Raw genomic sequence first — 13,864 nt, 5'->3', positions numbered from 1 at the left:
CCGAGCGGCGACCGCGGGAAGGCTGGCGCTCCGGGCAGCCTCACTGCGCGCCGCCCTGGGCATCGATCGCCCACAACAGCAGCGCGAGGGCATCCGCCTCGTTGTCGTCCGTCGGCGTGAAGCCGCGAGTCCGCATCGCAGCGATCACCGCGTCCTTGCCCGCATTCCCCTTGCCGGTGGCGAAGCGCTTGATCGTACCGACCGGGACGCCCTGGTAGGGGACGCCGCTGCCCTCGCACCACGCCGTCAGGTGCGCGAGGAAGCCGCCATAGACGTGCGCGGCGGTGGTGCCGGCGTGGCGTCGGACCTCCTCGAAGACGATGCTGCCGAGCGGGCCGGCGCTGGCGGCCATGCTGTCCAGCCAGCGGCGGAAGCGCAGCCAGCCCATGCCACCGCCCTCGAAGCGCCCGGGCCGGAAGGTCGCGGTGCCGGAGGTGACGGTGTTGTCGGCCAGTCGCACCGCCCAGCCGAGGGTGCTGCCGAGGTCAAGGGCGAGCAGGCTTCCCATGGGAGGCGCCCGGTCAGTGACGCAGATGACGCTGGGTCCGGAAACACCCGTCACGCGTGCGCGTGTGCGCGCGCGAACGGCTGTTTGGGTAGCCTGCGTCATCTGCGTCACTCGAATGGCCGAGCCTTCGCCATTTTTCGCTTTCATACGCTGCATCCCTCTCAGAACTGGATGGCGCCAGCCGGCGCCGTCGACTGGCAAAGCCGGAGCCCACGCAGCTGGCGCGCGGAGCCCTTGCGGTGCAGTTCGAAGCCGCGATTGAGGAGGTTGTCGGAGAAGCGCCTCACCGAGCCGACGTACTCGCCGCCTGCCTCCGCCCATGCCTTCCAGCTTGCGAAGAGCACCGCCGTTGCCTCGACGTGGTTGACGCCGCGCTCGCAGCACTCGGCCAACCAGCGGCCGAGGGCGTCCTCGGCCTCGAAGTACTCTTCGGTGGCGGCCAGGACCGTGGCGGGCGGGCGGAGCCCGACACGCTGCCATTCGAGGCAGCCCTGCAGCGCCCAGGCCAGGATGCCGTCACGCTCCGCCAGGAGCCGCTCGGGCAGGCGCTTGTCGCGCTGGGCGGGCGGGATCGTGACCGTGAAGGGCACCATGTGCAGCCGCCGCCGCATCGCCTCGTCGACGTTGCGGATGGACGGCTTGTGGTTGCCAGCGACCAGCAGCTTGAACTGCGGAGTGAACTCGAAGAAGTCCTGCCGCATGAAGCGTGCGGTGATGCGGTCGCCGCCGGTGAGCGCCTTCAGCTTGCTCTCGGCCCAGCGGCTGCCCTGCTCGGTCTCGATCGAGGTGACGATGCGGGCGCCGCGCAGGCCGGCCATGTCGGTCGGATGGCGATCGCCGGTGGTCGCCATGAACATATCCATCGGCGCGACCGTGGCGTAATCGCCGAGCAGAGCCGTCAGGGTGTTGGCGAAGACCGACTTGCCGTTCGCGCCTGTGCCGTAGAGGAAGAACAGCGCGTGCTCGGTGGTGACGCCGGTGAGCGCGTAGCCGACCACCCGGCGGAGGTAGGCCTGCAGCTCGACGTCCCCGCCGGTCACCTGGGCGAGGAAGGCAACCCAAGCCGCGCATTCGCCCTGGGGCGCCGCGCTGGTGATCTTCGTCATGCAGAGAGCGCGGTCGTGCGGGGCGAGGGCGCCGGTCCGCAGATCCACGACGCCGGCCGGGGTGTTCAGCAACCAGGGATCGCGGTCCCAGACCTCGGCGGTGGTGGCGTGGCGGCGATCGGCGCGGGCCAGGCGCTCGACGGCTGCGACCGTCGATGCCTGCGACAGCTTCGTCCTGACCTTGTTGCTGTTGGCCCGATTGGCCGCGGCGCGACAGACGAGGCGAGCCAGGTCGAAGGCGCGCAGCGTCCCCTCCCGCTCCCAGCGCGAGCCGGTCCAGGTCAGCCACGCTCCCCAGACAGAGACATGGCGCCAGTCTTCGCCATGCTGCTCGCTGAACTCGGCGGCGAGCGCGTCCTCGGTGAAGCCGATCGGCAGCACGCCGTCATCGCCGGTGCCGTCGCCACCGACCTCGCCATGCTCAGGGTCGGCGGCGCCCGCACCGGCATGGCTGGCTTCGGCCCTTCGCCACAGCCGCTCGGCCTCGTGCCGCAGCCGGTCCTCGGGCCAGGGCGGGGTGATCCGCGCGGTGTTGTAGTCGCAGATCTCCTGCCAGGCCTGGGCCGCGGTGACGAAGCCGTCCTGGCAGCGGCGGATCCAGTAGCCGATGATCCGGGACAGCGCCTCGAAGCGCGTGACGCCGTCGGCACCGCCCTCCCGAACCTGCTGCCCGAAGAGCTCGGTGACGTCGCCGCGGCTGGAGCCCGCCCCGTTGAAGTCGAGGGGATTGCCGGCCGCGTCCACAGCCGCTTCGACACCAACGCCCGGCAGGGGCGGCATTGCCAGCACCGCCTCAGCGAGCTCGGTCAGATCCTGGTCGTGGCCGTCCCTGTGGCGGATGGCGACGAGGCGCTGCTGGCCCGTCTTCGCGTGCACCGAGCCTGCGACGCGGATGGGCTGGTGCGCCGAGCGGAACGCCGGATCGCCACCGACCTTCACCGCTATCGCATGCCGGAGCCGGCAGACCTTGGCCAGATCTTCGCCCGTGGCCGGCTCGGTCAGCCGCCAGTAGAGGTGGAGCTTCGCCTGCCCCTCCGGTGTGACGCCGCCCGAGGCGACCTCGAGGCTGGGCGGGCCGAGATGCTGGAGGAGGTGCGCCCGCTTGGCTGCGATGTCGCCGCCGTCCAGATCGACCAGCACCACCTGCATCTGCGCGATATGCTCGGCACTGGCCTGGCCGGGCTCCGGGACCGTGCCAGGGATGACGTAAAGTGCCATGCCCGCCGCAGCGGCCCACTGCGCCTGGATGGCGAGCTTCGCCGGCAGTTCGGCATCGGCGGGCAGGAAGGGCGTGTGCGGCGCGCGGTCGGGCCCGCCCTTCTCGGCCAGCGCGCGGACCGCGACCCAGCCCTCGCACCAGCCGAAGACCATGTCGGCATAGGCCGCGACCATCGCGGCATCGGGGGCGACTGGCATGGGCGGCATCACCTCGGCGGCGCTCATGACCAGCACCGCCTGCGCCACGGGCAGCGGGCGCATTCGATGTGCTCGGGCTCGGCCGCGACGCGCGGCAGCCACTCGCCGGCGTCGCAGGCCTGCAGGACGCGCACCGCCTTGTCGCTGGTGGCCTGGGCCAGCGCCCCGTCGAAGGGCACGAGCTCGTGGTGGAGTTCGGCGGTGTCCTTGTTCACCGCGGTGAAAAGGGCTGGCGCCTCGGTCAGGCCCATGTAGGCTTGGTAGAGCGCGATCTGCGCCGCGTAGATCGGCTTCGCCGCGGCGACGCCGCGCCGCACGATCTCCTTCCAGTTCCGGGCGTTGGCCGACTTGCACTCCCACAGTGCTGGCACGGCAACGCAGGCCTGCGCCGGCGCGGGAGCCGCGACGACCACGCCGTCGATGTGGCCCTGCACACGCCCGCCGGCGACCGAGAAGCCGAACTGCTCGCCGGCGCGGTTGCGGGTGCGGACGTCAAATCCGGCGTGCCGGAGCCAACCGATCGCCAGATCCTCGAAGACGTGCCCGACCGCGAAGATGCGGAGCGTCTGCCCCGAGAAGCCGGTGTCCGGGTCGCGCGGGACGTCCAGGAAATCGTACTGCAGCCGCCGACCGCAGGGATCACCGAGGCGCGAACCGCCGAGGTATTCCCGGCGCGCCCGCGTGCCGTTCTCAGCCACGAGCGCCGCATCGATCAGGGCGTTGATCGCCTCGGCCGGGGTGGGCGGCTTCGGACGGTGATTGAAGTCGAGGCTGCCGTCGGCCATCAGAACGGCACCTCCGGCGTGGAGGGGGAGGCGGAGGCGCGCATCGCGCCCTGGAAGGCGCCGACCGCCACCTCTGCCAGCGTCAGCACTTTCTGCTCCGAGAGCGCGTTCAGCGGCGTGGTCCAGCCGATCTCCGCCATCACCTCGGCCATCGCCCGCATGGCGGCGCGGAGGGCGGCGCGCTCCTGCTCGGTCAGATCAACCATGGCGGTGGACCGCCGCGCCAAGCGCACCCACCAGCCCTGGCAGGTGATGGAGCAGAAGGAGACCGAGGGCCGCGGCGGCTTCGCCGAGGTCGGGTCGAACCAGCCAAAGCCGCGCGCGGGCCGCCTGCACACGGCGCAGAGCGAGCGAGGCGCGGGCGCGAGGGACATCGTCGTGCTCTCGGCTCATGCCGCCCTCCCCAGGCCGCCGGGGAACACCGCGGCCAGGATCTGCGGCCGGTGCCAGAGGAAGTTCAGCCGGCAGTTCGCCGCGTACTTCGACAGGCCGAAGTCCAGCGCCGGATCGGCGTCCCCGGCCTTCACCAGCAGCTCGCGCTGGCGCGGGCTGGCGGGGTGGTTCAGCCAGAGGCGGCTCTTGGTGGCGGCGGCCCCGGTCTCAGCCTGGCGCAGGAAGTCGTCGGCCCCGGCCAGGACCTGGGCTCGCTCGCCGACGCCGAGATGCCGCAGGCGCCCCTGGCGCAGCTTGCCGACCGCGTGCCAGTGCTCCCCGTCGAAGAACACGCCGGCCCAGGCGTCGAAGCCGGAGGCGATCATCGCGTGGCCGTCGCCGTGCATGTCCCACCAACGGAAGGGCGAGCGGTCCAGCAGGTCGATCTCGGTCAGCCCGAAGCACTGCAGGGGGCGCTTCTCGCGGAGCTTCCGCTCCCAGAGGTGGCCGCAGAAGGGGCAGGCGATGGTGCCGAGCGGGACTTCCGCCTCGCAGTCCGGGCAGGTCTTGTACGGCGCCTGGCCCGGCCCCGCGTCCTCCTCCTCGGCGAGCATACCATCGTGCTCGATCGAGCCATGCCGGTGCGCGGCACCGGCGAAGTCAAGCACGACGCAGTCGGTCTTCACCACGCCGGGGAAGCGCTCCGGATCGACCTTCCGCAGCCCGCGACCGATCGCCTGAATGAAGGTGCCGCGGTGGAGCATCGGGCGGAGCACGACGATGCAGGCGACCGGCTGGCTGTCGAAGCCCTCGGTCAGCACCATGCAGTTGGTGATGACCTGCACCTCCCCGCGGTCGAAGCGGGCGAGCAGCGCGGCGCGCTCTTTCGCCGGCATCTCGCCGGTGACCGTCTCGGCGGTGATCCCCGCAGCACGGAAGGCCGCGGCGACCGCCTCGGCATGGGCGACGGTGGCGCAGAAGGCGATGGTGCGGCGGTCGCCGGCACGCTCGTGCCAGTGCTCGACCACCGCCTCGTTGACCACTGCCCGGTTCAGTACCTTGGCGGCGGCGTCCATGTCGAAGTCGCCGGCCGTCGCGCCGACCTGATCCAGGTCGTCGGAGACGCCAACGTCGATGGTGAAGGTGCGCGGCGGCACCAGGATGCCCTGGGCGATCAGCGCGGAGATCGGCAGGTGGTAGGCGATGTTCGAGAAGGTTTTGCGAAGGCTGCGCCCGTCGCCGCGCTCCGGCGTGGCCGAGAGGCCGAGCAGCTTGAGCTTCGGGTTGGCGGCGCGGGCGTCGGCGATGATGGCCTGGTAGCTGTCCGCGGCCGCGCGGTGGGCCTCGTCGATGACGAGGTGCGAGACCTGCCCCATGCGGGCGCGCCGCGCGGAGCGCGCCAGCGTCTGCACGCTCCCGAAGACGATCTGGCCGGACCAGTCGTCGCGTTCGGCCTTCACCACCGAGGCGGGGAGGCCGGCGACCCGGCCGATCGTGGCCCGGTTCTGCTCGATCAACTCGTCCGTGTGCTGCAGCACCAGGAAGCGGGAGCCGGGCTTTGCTGCCGCCTCCTCACCGATGAAGAAGCCGGCGACGGCGGTCTTGCCGGCGCCGACCGGCAGCGCGACCAGCGTGTTGCCGTGCGCCGCCGTCTTGGCGCGGGCGGCGTCCACCGCCGCCCGCTGGTAGTCGCGCGGGATCATGGTGGGCCTCCCGCTCAGCGCGCCCAGAAGGGCGCGTTGCCCGCTGCCGCGGGCGGCTGGGCAGGCTGGGCGGCGGCCCAGGGGGGCGCGGTGCCGCCGATCGCCGGCGTCGTCGGGCCGGGCAGCATGGGCTGCGTCGCCGCCGGTGCCGCACCCATCAGGCGGGCGTAGTCCGCGTGCTCCGGGCCGATCGCCGCGGCGATGACGTTGCGCCCCTCTTCACGCGGGTCGGTCTTGTCCTTTTCGACGCCGACACGGGCGAGGAACTCCATCCCGTTCAGGTCGCCGTAGCCGCGGATAGTGCGCGCGGCACGGGCGCGATCGGAGGCATCCTTGGAGGCGATGCCGCGGGCGCTCTCCAGGATGCCGCGGATTAGCGAGCGGCCGCGGTTCCCGTAGGCGTCGTCCGCCCCCTGCGCACCCTTCCCGCGCAGGCCGATGCGCGTGTAGATCCGGCGCTTGGTGTGCGGTCCCTCCAGGATCACCGCCTCGGTGTTGAGGTACTGCGCGTCGCTGGTGCGGCTCTGCGTGACCCAGCCCTCCGGGCCAACGCCACCGGGCCGGATGGTGAGGCGGACCTTCACCAGCGTGCCGGCGGGGATCACCTCGAAGGCGTTCTGCTGCGCCTCGGCGCCGTTGAAGTCGTGCGTGAAGCTGCCGGACATGGCTCAGCCCTCCTGCGGCGTCGAGTTGGTGGGGATCGCGGGCTCCGCCGCGGGCAGTGCGACCTGGAACTGCGCCGTCGGCGGCGTCGTCAGGGGCCGGCGGATCTTCTCCATCAGCCGGCCGAGATGCGGCTCCTCGATGGTCGCGAGGCGGCCGCTGCGGTCCTTCGCCGGATACGCGAACGGGTTCAGCGTGGTGCAGACGAAGGCGCGGAAGGGTGCTTCCTTCTCGCGCGGAAGCTCGGCGAGGGTGATGACCTCATCGACGATGCCGGGCAGCTCGAGCCCGGTCTTGCTGCCCTCGACCTGCAGCGAGAAGTAGGGGCGGTTGAAGTCGTCGAGTTGCTTGTTGAGCAGGCCGACCAGCCAGACATTCTTGTTCGGCGTGTGCTGCAGGTGGGTCAGCCAGCCGATCATCTCCTGGCCGAGCAGACCATAGGCCCCGCGCAGGTCGGACTTGCCGCTGCGGTCGGACACCGCCTGCGGCTGGCCCTTGCACCACTGCAGGCAGAGGCGCGAGGCGACGGTGATGCTGTCGACGAAGATGGTCTCGTACTTCGCCAGCTGCTCCGGGCTGCCGAAGGCGGTGCAGACGCGCTCGTAGTGGGTCGCGTCGTAGGGCTGGTCGGGCCGCATGGCCGGGTTCGGCCCGCCGATCCAGCAGGCGAGGTCGCGCGCCATCTCCCAGCTGCGCACGCGGACCTCATCGCCGGGCCAGCCCTGCACGGCGAGCTCCCCGGCCTCGAGGTTCACGAACAGCGTCCGGCCCGCATCCAGCGTCCAGAGCTGCGACGTCTTGCCGATGCCCGAGATGCCGGTGAGCACGCCCTTGATGCCCCGCTGTTCGGCCATGCGCTGGTCGGCGGTGATGATGCGGAAGCCGCCGGACGGCCGGCTGTCGAAGGGCGCGCTCACTTGCGGCGCTCCACGAGGCGCGCGGCGGCGTCGACCGCGAGCTCTGCACCGACCGCCCCGGCGCGGCGCGCGCGGTCGTGCAGCTGCTTGAGCGCGCTGACGCGGCGATAGAGGGCGTCGGCCTCGTCCCCGAGCGCCTGGATGGCGAAGGCGATGTCGTCCACCGTTGCGGTGTTGATCGCCTTGTTGATCGGCTGGCTGAACTCGCCGACGTCGCCCGTACGGATGCTCTCGGGCAACTCGGACAGGGTGTACGAGGACTCGCGAAGCCGCTGCAGCGGCGTGGTGGTCTTGAACATGAGAGCGTGACTCCTTCGTCGTCGCGCTCCTGTTCCGTCGGTGATGGTGCTGCCGGGCCCCGACGCGGCGGAGCTGACCGTCCCGGTATTTCCGCCTTGCGGCGGTGTTGCATTCCCAGGAAGACCCGGCAGGAAAGCCGGGTTCGATCAGGCGGTGGCGCGCTCCTGCGGGGCGTTCGCCGTGCTGCTGCGCGTCTGGCGGAGTTCGAACGCCTCGATCTCTTCGAGGCGATAGATCACGCGGCCGCCGATCTTGAGGAAGCGCGGCCCCTCGCCGATCCAGCGCCACCGCTCAAGCGTGCGCGGGCTGATGCTCCAGCGGCGCGCCAGCTCGGCCTGCGTGATGTGGGTTTTCGTCATCGCGATTTTCTCCGCGTCGTGTCGAACGACTGCGGGGAAGATGCGGGAGGAGCAGGTAGGAGCCGGGCAGGAGCCAGGTAGGAGTGAAGGCAGGAATCGAAGAATCAGGTGTCGGACAGCGGAAAGCCGCCCTGCGGGCGGCTTTCGGCGAAGCGACGAGTGGGTTGGTCAGCAGAACATCCAGCAGCGTCCCCCTTCCTCTGCGATGAAGTCGCGCCAGTCCTCGCGGCCTGCGAAGGCCTTAGCCAGAGTGTTGACGCTGGCGCCACATTCAGCGGCCTCTAGGACCTGGCTGGTTATGCACTCCGGCGTACCGGAGGTGTAGGCCTCGTGGAGGTGGCGGATGATGGCGCGCTGCTTCACGCCAGTGAACCTGTACTTGTTGCCAAGGACAGTGACCACCGCGCCTTCCGCTGCGATGGAGATCTGCTGGTCGTCGCGAGTGACGCTGCCGCTGATTCGGGCTGCAAGAATCGCCGGATCGACGACGAGCGGATCGGTGGCCAGGGCCACATCGCGCAGGGCGACGATGCTGTGCCCGAGATGGATGTCTTTCTCCAGCCGATCGGTGGGCGTCAGGCTGAGCACGATGCGCAGACCCGGCGCTGGCCTCTTGCGGATCGCCTCCGCGAAGGATGTCCAGACCGCGCGGTCGGTCAGGCGCCGGGCAATCCAGAGAGACGCCCGCTGGCGGCGCCCCGGGAGTTGCACGTCGCCCATCTCCCAGAGGTGCTCCGGGACGATCGGCCTGCAGGGAACGGTCCTGGCGGCGTAGAGGTTGGCGACGACGCGCGGCAGAAGCGAGAGACCCGGGCCCGCCTCGAGGCCCTGGGTGAGCAGCTTGACGGCGGCAACGTGGTGCTGCGCCGGATCCGCGCCGACAGCCGGCCGCTTCCGGGGACGCGGCTCATTCGCGAGTACGATGGCGTGCAGCATGTCGTCACTGTGCGCGCGGACGACTTCGAGTATGAGGGCCGGCCCTATCGGTCGCTTTCCGCCATTGCTCGACATATCACCGGCACGCGCTGGAACGGCTGGGTGTTCTTCGGGCTGCGCCAGCCGGGAGCCTCGGCATGAGGACGCACGCGGCCTCCGGCAAGGCGTTCCCGGCCACCACGAAGAAGCTGCGCTGCGCGGTCTACACGCGGAAGTCCACCGACGAGGGCTTGGACAAGGAGTTCAACACGCTCGACGCGCAGCGCGAGGCCTGCGAGGCCTATGTGGCAAGTCAGCGCGCCGAGGGGTGGGTGCTCGTGCGCGACCGCTACGACGACGGCGGCTTCTCCGGTGGCACTTTGGAGCGCCCCGCGCTGAAGCGGCTGCTAGCCGACATCGAGGCGGACCTGATCGACGTTATCGTTGTCTACAAAATCGATAGACTCAGCCGATCACTGATGGACTTCGCAAAGCTGGTGGAAACGTTCGAGGCGCACCGCGTGACCTTCGTCTCGGTGACGCAGAGCTTCAACACGACGACCAGCATGGGGCGGCTGACGCTGAACATCCTGCTCAGCTTTGCGCAGTTTGAGCGCGAGGTGATTGGCGAGCGTATCCGCGACAAGGTCGCAGCGTCGAAGGCACGCGGCATGTGGATGGGGGGGAAGGTGCCGCTCGGCTACGACGTGCGCGACCGCAAGCTGGTTGTGAATGCGCCAGAGGCTGCCCGCGTGCGGCGCGTGTTCGAGCTTTTCATCGAGACTGGCGCCAGCGTCGAGACGGTGCGCCGCCTACAGGCCGAGGGTGTCACGGCGAAGTCCGGCCGGCCGTTGGACAAGGGCGACGTCTATAAGATCCTGAACCTGCGGACCTTCATCGGGGACGTCACGCATAAGGGGAACGTCTATCGCGGCGAGCACGAGGCGGTCGTCTCGCGGGATCTGTGGGACCGGGCGCACGCCATCCTCCGGATCAGCCCGCGCAAGCGCGCCGCGCAGAACCGGCAGCACGCGCCGGCGCTTCTGAAGGGGCTGATCTTTGGGGTGGACGGCCGCGCGTTGTCCCCGACGCACTGCGTGAAGAAGGGCCGACTTTACCGGTACTACGTCGCGCAGCGCGTCTTGAAGGGCGACGCGGACGGCGACAACGGCATCGTGCGGCGCGTGTCCGCCGCGGAGATCGAGGGTGCGGTGATCGGGCAGGTCCGCGCGCTGCTAAGGCAGCCGGAGATCGCGGTCGGCTCCTGGCTCGCGGCGCGGCGCGAGGCACCGGACCTCGCCGAGGCAGATGTGCGCGACGCGCTGCACCGACTCGAGCCGCTGTGGAAAGAGTTGTTCCCGGCGGAGCAGGCGCGGATCGTGCACGCGTTGGTGGAGCGGGTGGTCATCGGGCCGGACGGCGCCGACATTCGCATGCGGGTCGAGGGGCTGGCGGGGCTGGTCAAGGACCTCGGCGCGATGGCGCCCGCGGCGCGGAGGGCGGCATGACAACCGCGACCAGCATCACGGTGCGCGTGCCGCTGGCGATCCGACATCGGCCCGGGCGGAAGACCGTCGTGACGCCGGTCCCGGACGACGGCGAGGCCGCCACCTCGACGCGCGCCGATCCGGCGCTGGTGAAGGCTCTGGCGCGAGCGTTCCGATATCAGCGGCTTCTGGACGAGGGGCGGTACGCGTCGATCACCGAGATGGCGGTGGGGGAGAGGATTGACCGCGGCTATCTGGGGCGGTTGCTGCGATTGGCGGTCCTCGCACCCGATATCGTTGAGGAGCTGCTCAGCGGGCGTGCGTGGGTGGAGGCGCACCTGGCGCGGTTGATGGGGCCCGTGCCGATGGTCTGGGGAGATCAGCGGAGGATGCTCAACCGGCCTCCGGCCCCGCCAGCTTTCTGACGCGGAACCCTCCAGGCTTACCGGAGCCGGTCGAGCAGGATCTCGACCATCTCACGGGTTGAGTTCGCCACAATGTCGAGCGGCCGGTCATCCTGCCGCATGAGTGCGATCAGGAGACAGGCTGTGAACAGCCAGAAGGACGAGCCTGCAGGAAGGCTGTAGCCGCCGATCATCGCGGTCAGCCGTTCGACGATCGGCGGATATTGTCGATTGCCCCAGTGGGCGTGGGTCGGCGTCATCGCATGAATGACCACGGCCGCGAGCGCTATCCCCATTGCGCGCTTCTGATGGACTTCGGCGAACTTATGCCCGTGCTGCTTCGCATAGGCCGCAAGGCCGCTCGTCATGAAGTCGCGGGCATAGATATCGCAGGCAATTTCCTCTTCGGGCAGTGTCGAGGGGGAGCTGTTGTCGGCGCAGTACATGACGTGTCGGAATTCATGCAGAAGCGAGAAGGCCAAGGCGAGTGCGACGAGATCGAACGCCGCCATGTGCTCGACGTCGCCCAGGCTTTCACGATCGGAAGTCGGTTTGGGGATATCCGCAGGCCAGGAAATTTCGGCGGTCTGCTCAGCTGCGACGAGGGATTGGGCGCAGTCGATGCGTTGCTTGTAGTCGAACTTGTACTGTCCGCGTTCGTCGTCGATACCGAGCGCATGATTGAGCGGTATTCCGGTCGCGGTCGCGAACTCCAGGGCGGGCGCATAGACCTCGACGGCGCGCCAAGTGCTGAAACCGAGCAGCCAGAAAAAATCGATCGTCTTGGTATCGAACTGGATGCGCCTGGCGTCTGCATTCATCGTGACGCCCTTGGTACTGGGCGCGACTTCGACGGCATGGCCGTACTGGCTCCAGAGGGCGCTGATCTCATCGGCGCGTTCGGGCACGGCGCCGCGCAAGAGATGGAGGATAATTGTCCGGTCGGACGGCTCGGTCGTCATGCCTGTGGCTTCTCCGAATGAGGGAATAGGGCAGGCGACCTGATCATGACGGGACGCTTTCATCAGGCGCGTCGTCCGACGTCCGGGCTTCGCCCGTCATGCGCACATGGGTGATCGACGAAAGGACTGAGTTCGCCCAGATGGTGGCGCACTCGATGTCGCCATCGCGCTCGAACCAATGGGTCGCGCCTGGAATGAGGCCGAAAGGGATGGGGTGGGTGGCCAGCGGATTGTGGAACACCTCCAACTCCTGGCACCAGGCTTCGCCCCAGGGCCAGAGTGCCTCATACTCGTCGCTCGCGACCGACAACTCGAAGTCGATCGGCTCCAGCGCGCCTGGGGTTCGGTCGAAGAGGATGCCGCTCCGGATCATCGTCAGCCCGGGAGGGCGCCAGCCGGCAAGGAAGCCCATCCGGTTGAACTTGGCGAGCGTTGCCGCATTGCTGAAGATGACGGCCGACAGGTGGGCGATTTCGGGATCGCGGAAGAGCCCCGCCGGGATGCCGTGCTTGCCCGTCAGGTTGGCGATCGGTGTCCCGACCGCGCGCCGTTCCGCACCTTCTCCTTCGATATCGGCACGCAGTCCGTAAAGGTAGGTGGGCAGGGCCTCGCGGCTCCAGACCATCGAGCCGGACTCGTGGAAGTCTGCCAATGCGAGAGCAAAGGACTGGCCTTTCACGTGGCCCATCTCATGATAGTTGCGCTGGAGTTTGCCCCGCAGCGTTTTGGCGAAGCGCTCGGCCGGACCTCCCGTCAAGCGTTCGATGCGATCCTGCGGCGCATGCGTCCAGTCGCCGATCCCGCCGGCGCGTGGGGTCTCGGAGTTCGCCGTCACCGCCTCGATCCAGCACGTGTCGCCCGCCTTCTCGATCAGGAAGTCGGGCGAGACATGATTTTGCCGGACGTTGAGACCCTGTTCTCGAAAGCAGGCGAGAAGGTAGAGTTCGAACAGCCGGGAGGCAAAGTTGTTGGTCTGAAAATCAGGGACAAAGTTAGCGTCGGGATTGGGGAGCGCGAGATAGCATTCACCGATCGCCATGAGAGCCGGCCGATGGCTGATAGTGGTCATCAGCAGATCGAACTCCGGAGACGTGCCGCGCGGCCCGGGCTTCAGCAAGAGCGGGCGGCGCTTGGCTCCCGGCGGCAAGGGGTCCGGCGGATCGCCGGCCCGTAAGGCAATGCCGAGGCGGTCGAGCGCGGCATCGGGGGTAGAATAGGGGCCGCTTTCGTCGACCTTTGTCCAGCAGTGATCGATGCGCCGGCGCAAGGCGAGACTGGTAAAGGTCGCTTGCTCCGGATCAAAGAGGATGCAGCCGCAGGTCCTGCCCCGTCCGGTCTGATAGGCGCTGAAGATATGGGCGGGGTCGAAATTGGGGCCGCGTTCGAGCGACAGCGCATAGAGCTCGAAGTGGCGCTTACTGATCGGGGTGATCAGCCGCGGCTGGTCGGGTGAGGCCATGGCCAGCCTCACAAGTCCGTAAGCGTCAGATGCACGCATCCGCCTCCATCATTTCGGCGCCTCCGCCACGGCTGCCGCGGCGAGGATATCGTTGGCTTCCCATACCTCGCCCTGCCTTCGCCCGTTAGCAGAAGCATGGCGGTGCAGTGGGAGCCATCCAACGCGCGGAATCCTCGGGCTTAGGCTTGGGGGGAAAGTTGGCGATTCGGCGTCCCAAGGCGATCGCCCGAGCAATGCGCTTGCTGAAAGTGTGGGACTGGCGCGCCGCGAAAATGATCGAAAAACAATACCCTGAACCTTGTAGACCAAAGCTACCAAGTCCCAAGGCTCGGAGAGAATCGGGCACAGAGAGACGCCCGGAGGGTCGTCGTTACGACCTCGAAGTATCAACGCTTTGGAGTGGGCCCCTGGAGGCGGACAGGGGACGAGGAATGGTTTGACCGGGGTGCCGGGCTTTCGAAGGATGGAAGCCCATGGCGAGACACCGGTCCCACAGCGTCGAGTTCAA

General features: G+C 68.9%; 15 protein-coding genes. 3 read left to right on the top strand and 12 right to left on the bottom strand.

Going from position 1 to position 13,864, the window contains the following annotated elements; all coding sequences use genetic code 11:
* Positions 1-40: 40 nt before the first annotated feature.
* From GXW74_RS24260 to GXW74_RS24215, 10 genes are all read right to left on the bottom strand, one after another.
* The gene (locus tag GXW74_RS24260) at positions 41-508 is read right to left on the bottom strand and encodes a hypothetical protein (protein WP_211849179.1); all 468 of its coding nucleotides are present in this window, start codon (positions 506-508) and stop codon (positions 41-43) included.
* Positions 509-669: 161 nt separating this feature from the next.
* Positions 670-3,093: a phage/plasmid primase, P4 family gene (locus tag GXW74_RS24255; protein WP_211849178.1), complete on the bottom strand. Its 2,424-nt coding sequence runs from the start codon at positions 3,091-3,093 to the stop codon at positions 670-672.
* Positions 3,054-3,815, bottom strand: coding sequence for a hypothetical protein (locus GXW74_RS24250; protein WP_211849177.1), 762 nt, complete (start codon positions 3,813-3,815; stop codon positions 3,054-3,056). Before GXW74_RS24250 ends, GXW74_RS24255 begins: the two co-directional genes overlap by 40 nt.
* Positions 3,815-4,189: a DUF6511 domain-containing protein gene (locus GXW74_RS24245; RefSeq protein ID WP_211849176.1), complete on the bottom strand. Its 375-nt coding sequence runs from the start codon at positions 4,187-4,189 to the stop codon at positions 3,815-3,817. Before GXW74_RS24245 ends, GXW74_RS24250 begins: the two co-directional genes overlap by 1 nt.
* Before the next feature lie 15 nt (positions 4,190-4,204).
* Complete coding sequence (locus GXW74_RS24240; RefSeq protein ID WP_211849175.1) at positions 4,205-5,890, bottom strand: DEAD/DEAH box helicase; 1,686 nt, start codon at positions 5,888-5,890, stop codon at positions 4,205-4,207.
* Between the two features lie 14 nt (positions 5,891-5,904).
* Complete coding sequence (locus GXW74_RS24235; RefSeq protein WP_211849174.1) at positions 5,905-6,555, bottom strand: hypothetical protein; 651 nt, start codon at positions 6,553-6,555, stop codon at positions 5,905-5,907.
* Between the two features lie 3 nt (positions 6,556-6,558).
* The gene (locus GXW74_RS24230) at positions 6,559-7,470 is read right to left on the bottom strand and encodes an ATP-binding protein (RefSeq protein ID WP_338148319.1); all 912 of its coding nucleotides are present in this window, start codon (positions 7,468-7,470) and stop codon (positions 6,559-6,561) included.
* Positions 7,467-7,769, bottom strand: a complete 303-nt coding sequence (locus GXW74_RS24225) for a hypothetical protein (protein ID WP_211849173.1) — start codon at positions 7,767-7,769, stop codon at positions 7,467-7,469. Before GXW74_RS24225 ends, GXW74_RS24230 begins: the two co-directional genes overlap by 4 nt.
* A gap of 147 nt (positions 7,770-7,916) precedes the next feature.
* On the bottom strand, positions 7,917-8,129 hold the full coding sequence (locus GXW74_RS24220) for a helix-turn-helix transcriptional regulator (RefSeq protein WP_211849172.1): 213 nt from the start codon (positions 8,127-8,129) through the stop codon (positions 7,917-7,919).
* Positions 8,130-8,297: 168 nt separating this feature from the next.
* Positions 8,298-9,065 (bottom strand): hypothetical protein, encoded by a 768-nt coding sequence (locus GXW74_RS24215; protein ID WP_246524042.1) that lies wholly within the window; start codon positions 9,063-9,065, stop codon positions 8,298-8,300.
* Here GXW74_RS24215 and GXW74_RS24210 point away from each other — a divergent pair.
* From GXW74_RS24210 to GXW74_RS24200, 3 genes are read left to right on the top strand one after another with little or no spacing between them, the layout of a single operon-like run.
* Entirely contained in the window at positions 8,985-9,206 is a 222-nt protein-coding gene (locus tag GXW74_RS24210; RefSeq protein WP_338148322.1) for a DUF2924 domain-containing protein, read from the top strand. The two genes, GXW74_RS24215 and GXW74_RS24210, sit on opposite strands and share 81 nt — an antisense overlap.
* Positions 9,203-10,552, top strand: a complete 1,350-nt coding sequence (locus tag GXW74_RS24205; RefSeq protein ID WP_211849170.1) for a recombinase family protein — start codon at positions 9,203-9,205, stop codon at positions 10,550-10,552. Before GXW74_RS24210 ends, GXW74_RS24205 begins: the two co-directional genes overlap by 4 nt.
* Positions 10,549-10,956 (top strand): hypothetical protein, encoded by a 408-nt coding sequence (locus GXW74_RS24200; protein ID WP_211849169.1) that lies wholly within the window; start codon positions 10,549-10,551, stop codon positions 10,954-10,956. Before GXW74_RS24205 ends, GXW74_RS24200 begins: the two co-directional genes overlap by 4 nt.
* Positions 10,957-10,973: 17 nt before the next feature.
* Here GXW74_RS24200 and GXW74_RS24195 read toward each other — a convergent pair whose 3' ends face one another.
* Positions 10,974-11,897, bottom strand: coding sequence for a phage exclusion protein Lit family protein (locus GXW74_RS24195; RefSeq protein ID WP_211849168.1), 924 nt, complete (start codon positions 11,895-11,897; stop codon positions 10,974-10,976).
* A gap of 43 nt (positions 11,898-11,940) precedes the next feature.
* Entirely contained in the window at positions 11,941-13,356 is a 1,416-nt protein-coding gene (locus tag GXW74_RS24190) for a hypothetical protein (protein ID WP_211849167.1), read from the bottom strand.
* Positions 13,357-13,864 lie beyond the last annotated feature (508 nt).

It is taken from the genome of Neoroseomonas eburnea, assembly GCF_018129005.1.
Classification (GTDB): domain Bacteria; phylum Pseudomonadota; class Alphaproteobacteria; order Acetobacterales; family Acetobacteraceae; genus Neoroseomonas; species Neoroseomonas eburnea.
Note: the sequence above shows the minus strand (reverse complement) of the source record. Positions and strands in the feature narration are given on the sequence as shown.